General features: G+C 62.8%; 12 protein-coding genes and 2 pseudogenes. 7 read left to right on the forward strand and 7 right to left on the reverse strand.

Annotation, left to right across the window (positions count from 1 at the left end):
* Positions 1–172: 172 nt before the first annotated feature.
* Complete coding sequence (locus M1248_RS15450; RefSeq protein WP_317148944.1) at positions 173–1,357, forward strand: cytochrome P450; 1,185 nt, start codon at positions 173–175, stop codon at positions 1,355–1,357.
* A 282-nt stretch (positions 1,358–1,639) separates the two neighbouring features.
* On the opposite strand, the pseudogene M1248_RS15455 reads toward M1248_RS15450, so the two are convergent.
* Together M1248_RS15455 and M1248_RS15460 are read right to left on the reverse strand one after the other, a co-directional pair.
* Positions 1,640–2,729 (reverse strand): annotated as a pseudogene (locus M1248_RS15455) (BtrH N-terminal domain-containing protein).
* 191 nt (positions 2,730–2,920) lie between these two features.
* Positions 2,921–4,159, reverse strand: a complete 1,239-nt coding sequence (locus tag M1248_RS15460; RefSeq protein WP_317148945.1) for an IS110 family transposase — start codon at positions 4,157–4,159, stop codon at positions 2,921–2,923.
* A 324-nt stretch (positions 4,160–4,483) separates the two neighbouring features.
* Between M1248_RS15460 and M1248_RS15465 the strand changes: the two are divergent.
* A pseudogene (locus M1248_RS15465) lies at positions 4,484–5,451 on the forward strand (IS110 family transposase).
* A gap of 63 nt (positions 5,452–5,514) precedes the next feature.
* Here the strand turns inward: M1248_RS15465 and M1248_RS15470 are convergent.
* The 5 genes from M1248_RS15470 to M1248_RS15490 form a co-directional block, all read right to left on the reverse strand.
* Entirely contained in the window at positions 5,515–6,636 is a 1,122-nt protein-coding gene (locus M1248_RS15470; protein ID WP_317148946.1) for an acyl-CoA dehydrogenase family protein, read from the reverse strand.
* 64 nt (positions 6,637–6,700) lie between these two features.
* Positions 6,701–8,329, reverse strand: a complete 1,629-nt coding sequence (locus M1248_RS15475) for a fatty acid--CoA ligase (protein WP_410506672.1) — start codon at positions 8,327–8,329, stop codon at positions 6,701–6,703.
* Positions 8,330–8,912: 583 nt separating this feature from the next.
* On the reverse strand, positions 8,913–10,373 hold the full coding sequence (locus M1248_RS15480; protein WP_317148947.1) for a cytochrome P450: 1,461 nt from the start codon (positions 10,371–10,373) through the stop codon (positions 8,913–8,915).
* 96 nt (positions 10,374–10,469) lie between these two features.
* Positions 10,470–10,667: a hypothetical protein gene (locus tag M1248_RS15485; RefSeq protein WP_317148948.1), complete on the reverse strand. Its 198-nt coding sequence runs from the start codon at positions 10,665–10,667 to the stop codon at positions 10,470–10,472.
* Positions 10,668–10,856: 189 nt separating this feature from the next.
* Entirely contained in the window at positions 10,857–11,732 is an 876-nt protein-coding gene (locus M1248_RS15490; protein ID WP_317148949.1) for a metal-dependent hydrolase, read from the reverse strand.
* A gap of 238 nt (positions 11,733–11,970) precedes the next feature.
* On the opposite strand from M1248_RS15490, the gene M1248_RS15495 reads away from it, so the two are divergent.
* From M1248_RS15495 to M1248_RS15515, 5 genes are all read left to right on the forward strand, one after another.
* A complete protein-coding gene (locus M1248_RS15495; protein ID WP_317148950.1) occupies positions 11,971–13,182 on the forward strand; it encodes an MCE family protein in 1,212 nt (403 codons plus the stop codon).
* Positions 13,179–14,210, forward strand: a complete 1,032-nt coding sequence (locus M1248_RS15500) for an MlaD family protein (RefSeq protein WP_317148951.1) — start codon at positions 13,179–13,181, stop codon at positions 14,208–14,210. Before M1248_RS15495 ends, M1248_RS15500 begins: the two co-directional genes overlap by 4 nt.
* Entirely contained in the window at positions 14,207–15,781 is a 1,575-nt protein-coding gene (locus M1248_RS15505; protein WP_317148952.1) for an MCE family protein, read from the forward strand. Before M1248_RS15500 ends, M1248_RS15505 begins: the two co-directional genes overlap by 4 nt.
* Before the next feature lie 14 nt (positions 15,782–15,795).
* A complete protein-coding gene (locus M1248_RS15510; protein WP_317148953.1) occupies positions 15,796–17,433 on the forward strand; it encodes a virulence factor Mce family protein in 1,638 nt (545 codons plus the stop codon).
* A gap of 77 nt (positions 17,434–17,510) precedes the next feature.
* Entirely contained in the window at positions 17,511–18,614 is a 1,104-nt protein-coding gene (locus M1248_RS15515; protein ID WP_317148973.1) for a virulence factor Mce family protein, read from the forward strand.

Raw genomic sequence — 18,614 nt, forward strand, 5'->3', positions numbered from 1 at the left:
TCGTCCAGGCAGGGCGCGAAGTTTCTCGCCCTCGCGTGTGACGTAACTGATGAGCAGCAATCTGGGCGGTGGTGATGCAGTAATCGCGGAGATAGAACCCTCAGCGCCGCACAGTTACCCAAGAATCTCTGCGAACCCAGTTCGCTGCCAAGTGCCGTGGGAGGAGACGCCGATGTCCGAGGCGCAGCTTCGCTACGATCCGTTCGACGCGGACATCATCGATGACCCCTATCCAACCTACCGGCTGCTGCGCGACGAGGCCCCTGTGTTTCGTGCGGAGGACTCCCACAGCTGGGTGCTCAGTCGCCACCGCGATGTCACGACCGCCTTGCTGGATCACCACAGCCATTCGTCGGCGAACGGTATCTTCCCCACCCCACCGGGATCGAGTTTCGTTGAGTGGTTTCTGCCGATGATGATCACAATGGATCCTCCTCGCCATGATCAGCTCCGCGCCCTGGTGAGCAGGGCGTTCACCTCACGGCGCATCGCCGCACTCAGCGATGGAATCGAGGATTTGGCCGACCGGCTATGCCAGCTGCTCGACCAGGGCGCTGAATCGGCGGACTTTGTGAAGGATTACGCCGGTGTGCTCCCGGCGATGGTGATCGCCGATCTGCTCGGCGTGCCTCGCGAGGACCGGGACCAGTTCCGGCAGTGGTCTACTGCGCTCATCCAGTCGAATCCCGCCCGAAGCGGTACCGGGGCAGGACTGGCTGCCGCTGCCGCGGTGTATGCATATTTCGCCGACTTCCTCGCCGAGCGCCGCCGAGTCCCGCGCGAGGATTTGATGTCGGCGCTGGTTACGGCCGAGATCGACGGCAAGCAACTGACCGACGACGAACTTCTCGGGTTCTGCCTACTGTTATTGATCGCCGGCCACGAGACCACCACCAATCTGCTCAGCAATGCGATTGTGGTGTTGGCGCACTACCCCGAGAGCCGCCACCGGCTTGCTGCCGACCCGTCGCTGCTCGGCACCGCTGTCGAGGAATTACTTCGCTATGACTCTCCTGTGCAGGGACTTGCCCGGACCCTACTCTGTGACATCACGCTGCACGGCACGAAAATGGCAACCGGTGATTCGGTGCTGCTGTTGTTCGGGTCGGCCAATCGTGATGAACGCGTGTTCGCAGATCCTGATGCTTTCCGCATCGATCGTCGACCCGAACACCAAGTCGCTTTCGGTCGGGGGATCCACTTCTGTCTGGGGGCCGCGCTCGCACGTATGGAGGCACGAATCGCACTGGGCGCCTTTCTCGTTCGGGTACCGGACTGGGAGGTAGATTTGGACAGTGCAATCCGGCTGCGATCCGGGCCCATCCGGGGTTTTCTGTCGCTGCCGATGGTTTGGTAGGTGGATGCAGCGTGCCTGCACTTGGGCATCACCGACGTTCTCAGCGCTGCCCGTCGGGTGCTGTGGCGCAATCACGCGAGACGAGTTCGTGATAGCTCAAGCGCACCGCGTGTGTGGAATGCGTGACGGGACCACTGACGATACTGCACGGGCACCACACTGTGCGAATTGGCATTGCACTTGCCGATGACGTGTAGGCGCACGGTGGCCGGTGTCGAAAGGAGCGGTGGGTGAGTAGAGCCGCACCGCCGACTGGGTGCATGGTCGGTGAACCCGATAGGATCAGGTCCCGCCGCGTACGCCATCACCGCTGTCGAGCAGTGTTGCACCGGCCAGTCTGAGTGCCTCCGTGAGCTCCTCTTCGGCACGAGGAAGCTCTATGGCCATCTCTGCCGTTGCCGCCGCCCTACGCCTGACTGACGCACTGGAGTCGTAGGCAGCAGCCGCCACCTCGGTCCACATGTGTGCGGCATTTCGGGCCGCATCAGCCGCTGCTGCCGCAGTGTCACAATCGAGTAAGTCCGCGACTTCCTGCAAGCCGTCTGCTTGGAGCCTGCGGAACAGTCCGCCACCTGTGCCAGCCTTCTCGATGAGCGCGCTGAGGGTGATTAGGGCCGATTCAAGGGTCTCGTCATCGAATACCTCGGGCCACACTGCTAGGTCATCGGCGAAGACCTTCACACCGCCGGTGTCGTTGCCCAGCGCCGCGGCGTCCACCGTCACGGCGATTGGTGCGGTTTCGATCGTGGTGGCCAGCGCTTCGGCGCTTCGTGTCAGAGCCGCTCCAGCGATGGGTGCCAGACTTGGTGGCTCAGCGGGCCAATCGACAGCGTAGGTGGTGTGGCGTGTCGGCACCGGAAAGCCGGTCGAAGATCGTGCCCTGCGGAGGTTTTCGTAAGGAACGGCCTGAAGTTGTGTCCCGGTCGTTGTCGACGACGTAGGCGATCTGCTGATCGTCGTCGTAGCCGGCGATGACGATGTCGTGACGGCTCATGCTCAATTGTGCCCGCAAGTATGGCAGCTCGGCGATATCAGCCCATACCATCACCGGCGTGCCGTGGTCGATCTGGTCGGTAACCCACTTCCAGCCCAGATCGGGGTCATCGGTGGAGCGCACCTCGAATCGGGCGCCCAGGTTGGTCAGAAAGTTCTCCTCTAGATCAGCCCCTCGGCCAACCAGGTAGATCGGCGGGAGCAATGCATTTGAGCGGACATATGAGAAATCCAGTCCCCCGCTGAGCGCGAAAACGAGTCCCTCGGTGGGTGGGTGGGCAATCCACCGCAGTCCCGCCCACTCGGTGAGGTCGCGAAGCGCACCTGATCCGCAGTGGCCGCCCCGTTCGTGCCGGTAGGGCGCTTGTGCACGGGTCATGATTGTCCTTAAGTTCGTAGTTGCAGTTACTTCGTGTTGTTACGGTGTGCTGTGACCCGGGTGGGTCGGGTGAGGCTGCATGATTCGTTGTCGACCCGTGGGCGCGGCTTGAAAGGACTGGCCGCCCGGCCTGCCTCTACTTCCTCGGGCCGCTAATACGAAAATCGACGTGCAATAGGCTGTTTGGTGATTCAAGCGGCTCCCAACGGGTTGAGGGTGACTTGGTAGCCCAGATGGTTGAGTTGACCGATGAGTCTTCTGGTGGCGGTGGTCTTGGCGGCGCGGTCGAGGAAGTAGTTGGCGCCCAGGTCGTGGTAGGGCGTATCGGTGGTGAACATGTGCCAGATGGCGATGAGCATGGAATGTTGCAGCGCGACAAGGGCTCTGGCACGTCCGCGGCGGATGACCAGACGTCGGTAGCGGGCGCCTAGGTAGGTGTCCTTACCGCGGGCAGCTGAGATTGCTGCCTGGCCTAGGACGCCTTTGAGCCACGGATCGCCAGGACGGGTGGTGCCCGCGGTGTGCTTGCCGGCCGATTCGTGGTTGCCCGGGCAGATCCCGGCCCACGATGCCAGGTGCCCGGCACTAGGGAATTGGGTGATGTCCGCACCGATTTCGGCCAGGATCGCCTGTGCGGTCGTCGCGCTGATTCCGGGGATGGTGGCCAGCAGCTCGATCTCGCGCCCGTAGGGCTCGATCAGTGCGGCGATACGCTCGTCGAGGCGAACCACCATGGCGGTTGCGGTGTCGATGCGGTCGAGCATGGTCCGGGCCAGAAACGCGTGGTGCTCTTCGAACCGTCCGGTCAACGCCTCGATCAACGTGGCGCTCTTGGCTCGCAACCGGCCCAACGCCAGCTCGGCCAGCGCATGGGGGTCACGCTCACCGGCGATCAGCGCCTCGATCATGGCACGCCCGGACTTGCCCAGCACATCGGAGACCACCGAGGTGAGCTTGATCCCGGCGTCTTCGAGCATGTTGTGCAGTCGTTGGGCCTCGCGGCCGCGGTCGCGCACGATCGCGGTGCGATACCGGGTCAGATCTTGCAGCCGCCGGATCGGCGGTGGCGGCACGAAGCTGGGCCGCACCAGACCGTGTTCGATCAGCTTGGCGATCCACTCGGCGTCCATCACATCGGTCTTGCGACCCGGAACCGCCTTCATGTGCTGAGCGTTGAGCAGCCAGCACCGCATCTGGTCCTCCAGCAGATAAAACACCGGCTTCCAATACGGCCCGGTGGCTTCCATCCCGACCACCGTCACCTGTTCGGCGATCAGCCAGTCCCGCATCGCCAGCAGATCACCTGTCATCGCCGAAAACGTCCGAACCGCGCTGTGACGCTGCTTGTTCCGCGACGGCGTGCGAACACACACCTTCACATCTGCCTTACTGATATCGATGCCCGCGCATCGCTCGTGCAGCACATCCATCACCGGGACCTTCCTGTCGCCGCTACCAGGGGCGTGGCCGCCCGGTGGGGACGGGAAAAGCCGAAGAGTCTGATACTCGTGCTCGAAGCAACACTTCCAGGAACCTGTAAAACATCCCCGCGTCCTGCTAATTGCCGGGCTCCAACGCGCCAAGAGGCCACGACGTCGACCAAGGCGACCACGATCAGATTTTCCTGCCGCCAGGAAGGGCCCACCAGGCCCGGGTGATGCTGATTGAGATCTGCGATGTGATCGCTTGTTTAAGGAAATGCTGGCGAGGTTGTCCGTGGGGATCATGTTGGTAGACAAGTGAAAAGAGGTTCGATGACGACGGGCCAGTTGTGGGCTGGTGTGGATGTCGGCAAGGAGCATCAGTGGGTCTGCGTGGTCGACGATAAGGGCGCGGTGGTGTTGTCGCGCAGACTCGTCAATGACGAACAGCCGATCCGTGAACTGGTCACCCTGACGACGACCTGATCACCGAACTGCGCATGCTCACCGCCCACCGCGCTGACCTGGTCGCTGACCGTACCCGCACAATCAACCGGCTGCGTCAACAACTCACCGCAGTATGCCCAGCGTTGGAACGGGTCGCGCAACTGACCCAGGACCGCGGCTGGGTCGTACTGCTGACGCGGTATCAGCGACCGAAAGCTATTCGCCAGAGCGGTGTTTCGCGAATAACAAAGATGCTCGTTGATGCCGGGGTACGTAATGCGGCGATGATCGCTGCCGCAGCGGTGGCGGCCGCAAAATCGCAGACGGTGCGCCTGCCAGGAGAAGAAGTGGCCGCCGGACTCGTCGCCGAACTGGCTGGGGAGGTGGTTGCCCTCGATGACCGCACCAAGTCCACCGACACCGACATCGAGGACCGATTTCGCCGCTATCCCGCAGCCGACGTGATCACCAGCATGCCCGGCATGGGTTTCCGGCTCGGCGCCGAATTCCTCGCCGCAGTTGGTGACCCAGCGTTGATCGGCTTGGCCGACCAACTCGCCGCCTGGGCCGGTCTGGCTCCGGTCTCCCGGGACTCGGGAAAACGCACCGGACGATTGCACACGCCCAAGCGCTACAGCTGACGATTGCGCCGGGTCATGTACATGTCCGCGCTGACCGCCATCCGATGCGACCCCCACTCCAAGGCCTATTACCAGCGCAAACGAAACGAAGGAAAACGGCCGATCCCCGCCACCATCTGCCTGGCCCGGCGACGCACCAATGTCCTCTACGCGCTCATCCGTGACCGCACCTGGCAACCTGATTCACCCCCGATCACCAAATCAGCGGCTTGACATCTTCATTGAGAGTCCTTTCCCCACCGCGCCCGACGTGTGCTCGACGACCGGGGTGTCATGTCAGAGGGAGCGGGAGATGATTTCCTTCATCACCTCATTGGTTCCCGCGTAGATCTTCTGCACGCGCTGGTCGACCCAGAGGCGCGAGATCGCGTATTCGGTCATGTATCCGTATCCGCCATGCAGTTGCATGCATTGGTCCAGAACGTTCATCGCCCGCTCGGTCGTCCACCATTTGGCCATCGCGACCGTTGGCACGTCAAGTTCGCCGTGCAGGTGAAGACACATGCAGTGATCGAGAAAAACGCGCGCGATACGCGTCTCGGTTGCGGCCTCAGCGAGTGTGAACTTTGTGTTCTGGAAGCCGAAGATTGGTCGGCCGAACGCTTCTCGCTCGCGCGTGTACTTTATCGTCTGCTGCACCGCCAATTCCATGGCGGCAACCGCCCCGACGGCGACAATCAGGCGTTCCTGGGGCAGCTGAGTCATCAGCTGGATGAAGCCCTGACCCTCCTCATCTCCGAGCAGATGTGACTTCGGCACGCGTACATCGTCGAAGAAAAGTTCCGAGGTGTCCTGCCCTTTTTGGCCGATCTTGCTCAGCACACGCCCCCGCCGAAATCCCGGGCTATCAGCTTCGACGACGATCAGCGAGATGCCGTTGGCCCCCTGTGTGTGATCGGTCTTGGCAACGACAACGATCAGGTCTGCTTGCTGACCGTTGGTGATGAAGGTCTTTGAACCAGAGATGACGTACTGGTCGCCATCGGTGACAGCACGTGTCTTGACGCCCTGCAGATCGGAGCCGGTGCCTGGCTCGGTCATTGCGATGGCACCGATCAGGTCGCCAGAGGCCATCAGAGGTAGCCACTTCTGCTTCAGCTCTTCGCGTGCGTACTGCAGGATGTAGTGCGCCACGATGCCACTGTGCAGACCAGCGCCCCAAGAACTGTCGGCTATTCTGGCTTGTTCTTCGAGTAGGACTGCTTCGTGCGCGAACGTGCCGCCGCCGCCGCCGTATTCGACGGGTATGGACATGCACAGGAGGCCGAGTTCACCAGCTCGTTTCCACAGCGACCGATCCACCTGGTGTTGCTCCGCGAAACGTTCCGCGTGGGGCTGCAGTTCAGTTGACAGGAACTTGGCCGCTAGCTCGCGAAGCGACTCGAGTTCGGGAGTCATCCAAGGGGATTTGACCATCAATTGAGGTTCCTTTCGTTGGAGGATGTAATGGCTGCCGGCCTGGTTATCCGCAGACGTGGACCTGATATTCGCCGGCGTGATGCCGGGCCCGGAGCAGCTTCTTGTCGTACTTGCCCACACTGGTGCGCGGAATCTCGCTTACGAAGGCCCAGTGGTCAGGAACCCACCATTTGGCGACTTTGCCGTTCAGAAAGGCTTGCAATTCAGCGATATCGGGGTTCGCTTGTGATTTTGCGACGATCAGCGCAAGCGGTCTTTCCTGCCACCTCTCGTCAGGTATAGCGATCACTGCGGCTTCATGGACGGCCGAATGGGCGATGAGGAGATTCTCAATCTCCACCGACGATATCCATTCTCCGCCGGACTTGATGACATCTTTCACCCGGTCGGTGAGTGTGAGGAAACCGTGCGCATCTATGCGGCCCACGTCACCGGTGCATAACCAGCCTTCGTCGAATTTGTCGGAGCCGTCATCACCGAAATACGAGCCGGTCACCCAAGGGCCGCGGGCTTGGATCTCACCGACGGAGCGGCCGTCCCAGCCCAGGGTGTTGCCGTTCTCGTCGCGCAGCCGGATCTCGACTCCGCAGGTTGGGCGGCCCTGGCTGGCGCGTTGCTCCCAGCGCTGTGGCCCGTCGATCCCGCTGCGTGGTCGCGCCACTGTGGCCAAGGGTGAAGTCTCTGTCATACCCCACGCCTGGACGATGGGCACACCGAACTCGTTCTCGAACTGCCGAATCAGCGACAGCGGTACGGCTGATCCACCGCAGGCGACCAGCCGCAGCGACGAAATATCGTGCCTGGGCTCCGATTCGAGAAACTGCGAAACGTCATTCCATATGGTGGGCACCGCACCTGCGATCGTCGGCTGTGTGTCCTCGATGATCGCCACCAACGGTGCGGCCTGCAGGTTGCGGTCTGGGAGTACCAGGTCGGCCCCAGCCATCAACGCTGAATAGACCAGGCCCCAGGCATTTGCGTGAAACATCGGCACGATCGGCAATACACGATCGGTTTCGCCAATCGATAGGGCATTGGGGGTGCATCCAGTCAATGAGTGCAGATAGACAGAACGATGGCTGTAGACAACGCCTTTCGGGTTGCCGGTCGTGCCGCTGGTGTAGCACATCGCGGCCGCGGATCTCTCGTCCACTTCTGGCCAATCGAACTCCGGGTCCTGCGCAGCGACCAGATCGTCATAGCGCAGCACCACCTTGCCACTGGCCTCTAGCGGCCCGAGATCTCCCTTTCCAGCGACGATCACGGTATGCACTGATGGCATCGCCGGGAGAGCCTTCGCCAGGACCGGCGAAAGAGATGCGTCGGTGATGACGACCCTGTCGTCGGCGTGGTCGGCGATGTAGCCCAGCTGCTCTGGTGTCAGTCGGATGTTCAAGGTGTGTAAGACCGCACCCATTGACGGGACGGCGCAGTAGGCTTCCAAATGTTCCTGGTTGTTCCACTGAAAGGTCGCGACTCGCTCATCCGCGACGATGTCGAGACCATGCAAAGCATTGGCCAGCTGATTAACCCGGCGACCAAGCCGGCCATATGTCGTTCTCCGGTATCCGTTGTCGGCGGGGGTGATGATCTCGCTGTCGGGATGGATCGAGCTTGCGTGCTTGACAATAGATCTGACCGTCAGCGGAACGTTTTGCATCGTGCTCTTCATTCAGGAATCCTCATTTCGAGCTGGGTAGCGAAAATGCCGGGGAGTAAGGGTGACACGGTGATAGATGGCCGTGTGCGGCGCGAAATGTGCCGACGGATGTGGGCCAACAGGATTCTCGAAAGAGCTTCGGTCGCAAGCGGTACTCCGAGGAAACTGTGAACCATCCCCGGCACGTTCGCGAGATAGCGCTTCCTGCGCGTCGTGGATTCGATTGGCGTGACGCCGAACCGGCCACCGTTTGCGTGATCAAAGGCCGCTGTTGCCTTATCCCGGTAGTCATAGAGGAACACTTCCTGCGGCCGTGACAGACGACCCCACATCACAACCGACCGTCCGGTCACGCAGGGGGTGGGTATGCAAGTGGTTACGAATGTCGGCGAATCCCCGTCGCGCCGGAATCTCGGCCGCTGCACAGTCGGGGTCAAGAGCACTGCCGTTGGCAGGCAGCAAGCACGCTCGGCAACCGCGACGACGTCGGTACGGGTCGTTGGAGACGGCACCGGCGTTGCATCTGATGCGTTGGCGCACTGCGGTACGGATGCATCGTCCCTGCTGCACTCAAGGTACTCCTCTGGGCCGTTCGTCATCGGCGGCGCAGCGAAACCGGTAGCCCGTCTACCGGGATGGGCAACGATGTATTGTCCCAGCGGACCCTGTAGTCCGGATGCAGGCTCCACGTGAACGTACGCAGCATTTCATGAAGGATTGCCTTTACCTCGAGGTTGCCGAAATGCATGCCGATGCATTTGTGTGCACCACCGCCGAAGGGCAGCCACGCGAAGCGGTGTGTCTGATCCTCGCATCGCGGACTTTCGAACCTGGAGGGGTCGAACCGATCGGGATCAGTCCAGACCCCGGGTGCGAAGTGATTGACTGCCGGCGTGATCGCAGCAAGCGTGCCGGATGGAATGAAGAACCCGTCGATCGCGGTGTCCTCCACGGTCTTTCGCATCACGAGGGGGACCGGCGCAACCAGCCTCATCGATTCTTTGATCACAAGTTCCAGCGCGGTGAACCCATCCAGATCATCGATTTCCGGGGGTCGATCGCCGAAGGCGTCGATCTCGGCGCGAACTCGTTCCTGCCAGTCGGGGTGTTTGGCAAGGTAGTAGGTCACTGCTGTGGTCGTGATTGTCGATGTGTCATGGGCAGCCATCATGAGAAAGATCATGTGGTTGATCACGTCGGCGTCGCTGAAGCGTTCGCCGTTTTCTCCGTGTGCGTGGCACAGCGCGGAGAATAGGTCGTTACTGTCAGCTGCTCGAGCGGATGGAAGGTGGTGTGCGAAGTACTGCTCAAGCACTAGCCGCCCGCGCACGCCCGCGCGAAAGCGTGTGCCCGGAAGAGGTGCACGGACAAGCGAACTGGCCGCGCGTACGGTAGCTACGAACGCTTGGTTAATGGCGTCACTGGTATTTTCGCCCCTACCGCCCATGAACACGTCCGTGGCGATGTCGAGGGTCATGTTCTTCAGGAGCGGGTACATCCGCACGGATGATCCGGTTGGCCACGTGGATACCGTCGAGCGGACTCGTGGTGTTACTTGCTTGACGTAACCGGCGAGTCGTGGCCGCGTGAAGGCTTCCTGCATTATTCGCCGATGCATTCGGTGTTCGTCGAAGCTCATCAGCATCAGGCCGCGGTGGAAGAAGGCGTCAATGAGAAAAGCCCAGCCTTCTTGCGAGAAAGCCTTTGCATTGGACGTGAGCGCCTCTTGGGTTGCTTGAGGGCCGGCGATGACCACCATCTTGGTGCCGAAAGCTCCCATCCAGGAGACCGAACCAAATCGTTGGGAACGCTCTCGGCTGAGACTAGATCCGAACCGGATGTAGTCGAGGGTGTGGCCGACGAGTGGTAGCCCCGCGTCACCAAGAACCGGCTTTAACTTACTTCCGGTGGGCGGTGTGGCGAGTAGACGGACCGGGAAGCGCCTACTCCAGCGACGGAAGCGGTCATCCACTCGTTCAGGCGCGGGAATCAAGATCACCGACGAAAGGCGTTCGCGCGCCTTTTTGATCGGTGCGCCTAGCGGGCCGCTAGCCATGGTTGCTCCTCGACCTCATGGGCGGTGGCGGGTCTACAGCGTCGCGTTTACAATAAAGGCAGCGCTGACAATATTTCGACACCTTGGTGCATATTGTCAACAAACTGTCGCGAGGGCGACCGCGCCACGCTGGCAAGGAATGCTCCGCTTTAGCGCCTCGGGTAGGAGTCGGAAGAGGGTCTGGAAGACGTGGATTTGACCACGAAATTCCTGAAGTTCCACTGATGCTTCTGCGGTCCGCCTTCGGCGGGCGAACAGACTGGAATCGTCCAACAGCATCTCGTTTCCGCCCATCTGAATGAGCGTCGGTGACGCCCCGGGAGCGTTCGGAATACAACACGTTGAGTCGCGGACGGTCCATATCCGCGCCGGTCACGTGTGGTCGATCGACACACGGACCACATCCGTGTGCCGATCGACCACGAAACGACGCCACCCGATCAGGTGCCCACTGGCCGACCGGGCGCCGTCCAACCGTGGTGATCAAACGGCCTGGTCGATGGCTAATCGTTGGGTGCCGTCGGGGTTGAAGAGTTCCTTGGCCCAGTGTTCGAGGACATCGGTGCTGTCCCAGTCGTTGGGGTGGAATCCGGAACGGTTGTAGGACAGGAAGCGTCGCCGCGCTTCCCGGCTGAACATGGGTGAACGGCGCAGGCCGTTGAGGCTGCGCAGCAGCCGAAGCGGATTGTAGGCCGCGCGGTCGCCGGCCAGCGACCAGCTGGTCTGGAAGATCACTTCGGCGAAGAAGATCAGCGAAGCGATCCGCATCGCACGGACTCGGGTGCGCTCGGTTCCGCCGACCTCTCGGTAAACGTCGAAAGCAACGGCCTTGTGTTCAGACTCTTCGAAAGCGTGCCAGAGCAGAATGGGACGGACCTCGGTATCGCCGATCAGCTCTTGGGCCTCGTCGCTGGTCAAAATGATCTCAGCAAGGGTCGCCGTGTAATGCTCGAACGCAGCCGTGACAGCGAGGCGCATCTTGTCTGAGAAGCGGTGCTCCAGCAGGTTGATCAACCGGATGATGTGACGCTCGATCCGCTCGGTTGGGTAGCCCATCGCCTGCAACCGCTCGTTGAGGAGCCGATGCTGGTGTCGATGGGTGGCCTCCTGCGCAATGAACCCCTTGATCGCCGCTTTAAGTTCGGGGTCGCTCACCTCGTCACGATAGGTGCGCACTGACCGGATGAAGAAATCCTCCCCCTCGGGGAAGGTCGCCGAAAGCACTGCGATGAAATGGCTCATCACCAGGTCGCCGTTGACGAAGTGCTGGCGATGAGTGCCTGAGGGCAGCGCGAAGCGAACCCGTCGGGCGTGCAGGGCCGACGATGCGCCTTGTCGGGCAGATCGGTCACTGGTCATGCTCATGCTCCTGTCTGGATTGACGGACATCATCTGACGTCACTTCAACCTTACACATTCGGTTGTGCATTAGCGAAACCCTTCGTATAGTTCGGCTACCGATAGTAGCGTCACTACTGACCGAAGAGGATGCGGTGACACCCAGCACGCAGGCAGAAGGTGGCGACGAGCACACACGCGCGCTGACCGGCGATGAATGCGCGCCGGGCACATCGGTCAACCGTCCGGTCGTGCCGACATGACCGCACCGCTCAACGATCCCCGCACCCCGCCGTACAAGAGGGCGGGGTCGGTGCTGCTGGTGGTGGTGGTGGTCGCGGTGGCGCTGGTGTGGCTGCAGTTCCGCGGGGAGCTGACCCCGAAAACACAGCTCACGATGCTGTCCTCGCGGGCAGGATTGGCGACCGATCCCGGGTCGAAGGTGACCTACAACGGGGTCCAGATCGGCCGAGTCGCCGACGTCGAGGAGGTCGGTGTCGATGGGGTGCCCAAAGCCAAACTCACCCTCGATGTGGCACCCGAGTACATCCCCTTCCTTCCGGCCAATGTGGAAGCCGACATCAGGGCCACCACCGTGTTCGGCAACAAATACGTGTCGTTCACCTCACCGAAACGCCCTTCGCCGCAGCGGATCACCAGCTCCGACATCATCGATGCATCCAACGTGACCACCGAGTTCAACACCGTGTTCGAGACGGTGATGTCGCTGGCCGAAAAGGTCGACCCCATCAAACTCAATCAGACGCTGACCGCCACCGCCCAAGCCCTTGACGGGCTGGGTGATCGGTTCGGGCAGTCACTCGTTGACGGCAACGAGATCCTTGCAGACCTCAATCCCCGGATGCCTCAGATCCGCCACGACACCCAACGATTAGCCGATCTGGCCGATGTGTACACCAGCGCAGCACCCGACCTCTTCGATGGCCTGCACAACGCGGTCACCACCGCCGCCACGCTCAACGAGCAGCAGGGCAACCTCGACCAGGCGCTGATGGCCGCCGTCGGGTTCGGCAACACCGGCGCCGACATCTTCGAACGCGGCGGCCCCTACCTGACCCGCGGCGTCGAGGATCTGCTGCCGTCCTCGGCGCTGCTCAACGAGTACAGCCCCGCCCTGTTCTGCGCTGTGCGCAACTTCCACGACGCCGAACGCAAGGTCGCCGACGCCGAAGGCGCCAACGGCTACTCGATCAATGTTATGGCCGCCATCACGGGCGCCGAGAACCCCTACGTGTATCCGGATAACCTTCCCCGGGTCAACGCCCAGGGTGGCCCCGAAGGCCGCCCGGGGTGCTGGCAGGAAATCAAACGCGATCTGTGGCCGGCCCCGTTCCTGGTGATGGACACCGGCGCCTCGATCGCCCCGTACAACCACTTCGAACTCGGCCAGCCGCTTCTAACGGATTACGTCTGGGGACGCCAAGTAGGGGAGCACACGATCAACCCATGAAAATCACCGGAACCGCTATCAAACTCGGCGCCTTCTCGCTGGTGCTGCTGCTGTTCACCGCCATCATCATCGTGGTGTTCGGTCAGGTGCGCTTCGACCGCACCACCGGCTACTCGGCGATCTTTTCCAACGCCAGCGGACTGCGCGCCGGGCAGTTCGTGAGGGCCTCAGGTGTGGAGGTCGGCAAAGTCTCCAACGTGACGCTGATCGACGGCGGGCACCAAGCCAAAGTGGACTTCAGCATCAACCGGTCAGTTCCCCTTTTCCAGGATACGGCAGCATCGATTCGCTACCTCAATCTCATCGGCGACCGATATCTCGAACTGCTCCGCGGTGACAGCGATACCAAACTCGATGCGGGAGCCACGATTCCGATCGAACGCACCGAACCGGCGCTCGACCTCGACGCGCTGATCGGCGGCTTTCGGCCACTGTTTCGGGCACTGGATCCCGAGAAGGTCAACAGCATCGCGCAATCGCTGGTCACGATCTTTCAGGGCCAGGGCGGCACCATCAGCGACATCCTCGACCAAACGGCTTCGCTCACCTCGACGCTGGCCGACCGCGACCAGGTCATTGGCGAGGTGATCAAGAACCTCAACACCGTGCTCGACACGACCGTCAAGCACCAGCAGCAGTTCGACGACACCATCAACAACTTCGAGAAACTGGTCAGCGGCCTGAACAACCGCGCCGACCCGATTGCCGAGTCGGTGGCCAACATCAGCGATGCCGCGGGCACCCTCGCCGACCTGCTCGACGAGAATCGTCCGCTGCTGCAGAGCACCGTCGGTCATCTCGAGGCCATCCAGCAGCCGCTGATCGATCAACGTGTCGAGCTCAACGATTACCTCGTCCGGTTGCCGTCGGCATTAAAGATCATCGGCCGCGCCGGGGGTGTGTACGGCGACTTCTTCAATTTCTATGTTTGCGATATCGCATTAAGACTTAACGGATTACAGCCTGGCGGTCCGGTCCGAACCGTCAAGGTGACCTCCCAGCCCTCGGGTAGGTGCACGCCGCAATGAGAGTCCTCGAGGGATCGAATCGGATCCGCAACGGGTTGATGGGCATCATCTTGCTGCTCCTCGTTATCGGCGTGGGCCAGAGCTTCGCAAGCGTGCCGATGCTGTTCGCCACACCAACCTACTACGCGCAATTCGCTGACACCGGTGGCATCAACACCGGTGACAGGGTCCGCATCACCGGCATCGACGTCGGCGCGGTGCGTTCGCTAACCATCGACGGCGACCGCGTGGTGATCGGCTACTCGCTGGGCGGCACCGAGATCGGCACCGAGAGCCGGGCGGCCATCCGTACCGACACCATCCTGGGTCGGCGCAACATCGAAATCGAGCCGCGCGGATCGGATCCGTTGCGCGCCAACGGAATGCTGCCGCTGGGCCAGACCACCACGCCGTATCAGATCTACGACGCGTTCTTCGACGTGACTAAGGCGGCGTCGGGCTGGGACACCAAGAAAGTCAAGGAGTCGCTGAACGTGGTGTCGCAGACCATCGACCAGACCTACCCGCATCTGAACGCGGCACTGGACGGCGTCGCCCGGTTCTCCGACACAATCGGTAGGCGCGATGAGGACATCGGCCAGTTACTGGCCAACGCCAGAAACATCGCCACTATTGTGGGAGATCGGGGCGAACAGATCAACGCGCTGCTGGTCAACGCTCAGACCCTGCTGGCCGCGGTGAACGAGCGTAACTACGCGGTGAGCCAGCTGCTCGAGCGAGTGTCGGCGGTGTCGCAGCAAGTCAAGGGACTCGTCGATGACAACCCGAACCTGAACCGGGTGCTCGAGCAACTGCGGGTGGTCAGCGACATCCTGGTCGAACGCAAGACCGAACTGGCCGACGCGCTCGTCACGGTCAGCAACTTCATCGGCTCGCTCGCCGAGGCCCTGGGCTCTGGGCCCTACTTCAAGGTGCTGCTCGCCAACCTGCTCCCCTACCAGGTGCTTCAGCCGTTCGTCGACGCCGCGTTCAAGAAGCGCGGGATCAACCCCGAGGAGTTCTGGCGCAACGCGGGCCTGCCGGCGTTCCGGTTCCCCGACCCCAACGCCGCGGGCTTCCCCAACGGCGCCCCGCCGCCGGCGCCGACACCGATCGAGGGCACCCCCGAGAACCCCGGGCCCGCCGTTCCGCCCGGCTCGCCGTGCTCCTACACCCCGGCCGCCGACGGGCTGCCGCGGCCCGGCAACCCGCTGCCGTGCGCGGGCCTGTCGGTCGGTCCGTTCGGTGACAACCCGTTCGGTCCGAACTATCCGGGACCCAACGTCGCGACCTCGGCACCGAACGCCCATGGGCCGCAACCGTCGCCGGGTGTGCCGTCCGCCGCGATCCCGGGTCGGCTGCCGCCCGATGTGCCCGGCGTGGGGGCGCCGCTGCCGCCGGCCCCGCCCGGTGCGCGCACCGTGCCGCTGGAGCCGCAGCCATCGCCGCCGGACTTCACGCCCGCCATCGCGCCGCTGCCGCCCGAGCTGCCCGCGCCCGCGGTGCCCGGGCCCGGACCGCAGGTACCGCCGGTCGGCGCGCCGCTGCTGCCGGCCAATCCACCGTTCCTCCCACCGGGATCACAGGGCTAGGGGGTCTGTAGCAGATGTCGACGGTATTCAATGTCGGAAACCTGAGGCTGCCGGGCGTATCTCGCGCCACGGTGATCATCGGTGTGCTCGTGGTGATCCTCGGGATCGTTGCCGCCTTCGTCGGCTGGAACCTGTACCAGCGGCTCACCACCAACACCGTCGTCGCCTATTTCAGCCAGACGTTGGCGCTGTACCCCGGCGACAAGGTCCAGATCATGGGCGTGCGGGTCGGCTCGATCGACAAGATCGAACCCGCCGGCGACAAGATGCGGGTCACGTTCCATTACGACAACAAGTTCAAGGTGCCCGCCAATGCGACCGCGTCGATCCTGAACCCGAGCCTGGTGGCGTCGCGCACGATCCAACTGGCCCCGCCCTACACCGGCGGACCGGTGATGAAGAACAACGCCGTCATCGACACCGACCGCACCCAGGTGCCCGTCGAATACGACGACCTGCGTAACTCGATCACTCAAATTCTGACCGACCTGGGCCCAACCCCAGACCAACCCAAGGGCCCCTTCGGCGACATCATCGAGTCGGCCGCCGATGGACTTGCCGGCAAGGGCCGCCAGATTAACTCCACGCTCAACGCGCTCTCTGATGCGCTTAGCACGCTTAACAAGGGGCGCGGCGACTTCTTCGGCACAGTGAAGAGTCTGGCGCTGTTCGTCAACGCGCTGCACAAGAGCGATCAGCAGTTCGTAGCACTCAACAACGACCTCGCGCAGTTCACCAACGCGTTCACCAACACCGACCAGGAACTGGCCACGGCGTTGGCCGACCTCAACGAGGTGCTGTCGACCACCCGCGAGTTCCTCGACACCAACAGCGAGGTGCTGGTCCACGACGTCAACAACCTCGCCGAGGCGACGACCGCGCTTCTTCAGCCGGAAGCCAAAGACGGGTTGGAGAAAATCCTGCATGTGATCCCGACGTACGGGGCCAACGTGCTCAACATGTACGAGCCGACGCACAGCAGTCTCAGCGGTCTACCGGCGATCACCAACTTCGCCAATCCGATGCAGTTCATCTGCAGCGCGATCCAGGCCGGAAGCCGGCTGGGCTACCAGGAATCCGCAGAACTGTGCGCGCAGTACCTGGCGCCGATCCTGGACGTGATCAAATTCAATTTCCCGCCGTTCGGCGCCAACGCTGTGTCCACGGCGAGCACTCTGCCCAAGCAGATCTCTTACTCCGAGCCGCGCCTGCAGCCACCGCCCGGCTACAAGGACACCACTGTACCGGGGATCTTCTCCCGCGACACCCTGTTCTCCCACGGCAACCACGAGCCCGGCTGGACGGTCGCGCCCGGCATGCAGGGAGTCAACGTGCAGCCGTTCACCGCGAACATGCTGACCCCCGAGTCGCTGGCCGAGCTGATGGGCGGTCCCGACATCGCGGCGCCGCCGGCGCCGCCCGCATTCGGCGTCGCGCCCGGCGGTCAATTGCCCGGCCCACCGAACGCCTACGACGAGAACAATCCGCTGCCCCCGCCGTGGTACCCGCAACCCGCGCCACCGCCGGGTCCGGCGCCAGGCGTCATCCCGGGCGACCCGCTCGCCGCAATCGCGCCCGCGGTGCCCACGCCCGCACCCGGCTCCTCAACACCGTTGCCTGCCCCACTGCCCGCCGAGTTGGGAGGCAGGTGATGGACCGCACGGCAGCGACGAGAAGCGCGACGAACTTGCGCACATGCACGACGACCATCCGGCGGGCGATCGCGCTGATGGCGGCGGCGGCGATGCTGACCGCGTGCGGAAGCTGGCGCGGCATTGCCAACGTGCCACTGCCGGGTGGGCCCGGCACCGGCCTAGACCGGCTGACCATCGATGTGCAGGTCGCCAATACGTTGGCGCTCAACGTCAACAGCCGGGTCCGGGTCGCCGATGTCTACGTCGGCCGCGTGCGCGCCATCGAGCTGCGGAACTGGGTCGCCACTTTGACCCTGGATCTGCAACCGGACGTGAAGCTGCCGAAGAACACGCTGGCCAAGATCGGGCAGACCAGCCTGCTGGGCAGCCAGCACGTGCAACTCGACCTGCCGCCCAACCCGTCGCCGCAGCTGCTGAAAAACGGTGACACCATTCCCCTGGCGAACTCGGCGGCCTTCCCCACCACCGAACGGGTACTGGCGAGCATCGCCACCATCCTCACCGGTGGCGGTGTCCCCAACCTCGAGGTGATCCAGACCGAGCTCAACAACGCCCTCACCGGGCGCGCCGACCAGATCCGCGACTTCCTGAACCGGCTAGACACGTTCACCGACGAAGTGAACAAACAGCGCCAAGACATCACCCGCGCGATCGATTCAACTAACCGGCTGCTGGCCATCGTCGCGCAGCGGAACAACACCTTGGACCGCGTGCTGACCGAATTCCCGCCGCTGATACAGCATTTCGCCGACACCCGCGATCTGTTCGCCGATGCGGTGGAGGCACTGGGCCGGCTCAGCGTCGCCGTCGACAATGCGGTGGCACCTGCCCGTGAGAACCTGCACACCAACCTGGTCGACCTGCAGCGCCCGCTCAGGGAATTGGGTAAAGCTTCGCCGTACGTGCTCGGCGCGCTGAAGCTTCTCCTGACCGCGCCGTTCAGCATCGAAAACGTACCGAAGATCGTTCGCGGCGACTACCTCAACGTATCGGCGACCATCGACCTGACGCTGAGCACGGTGGACAACTCACTGCTGACCGGGACCGGTTTCTCCGGGGCGTTACGGGCTTTGGAGCAGGCCTGGGGACGTGACCCGGCCACAATGATCCCGGACGTGCGGTTCACGCCGAACCCGCACGACGTGCCGGGTGGCCCGCTGGTGGAACGGGGTGAATGA

The organism is Mycobacterium sp. 29Ha, from assembly GCF_032883055.1.
GTDB lineage: Bacteria > Actinomycetota > Actinomycetes > Mycobacteriales > Mycobacteriaceae > Mycobacterium > Mycobacterium gallinarum.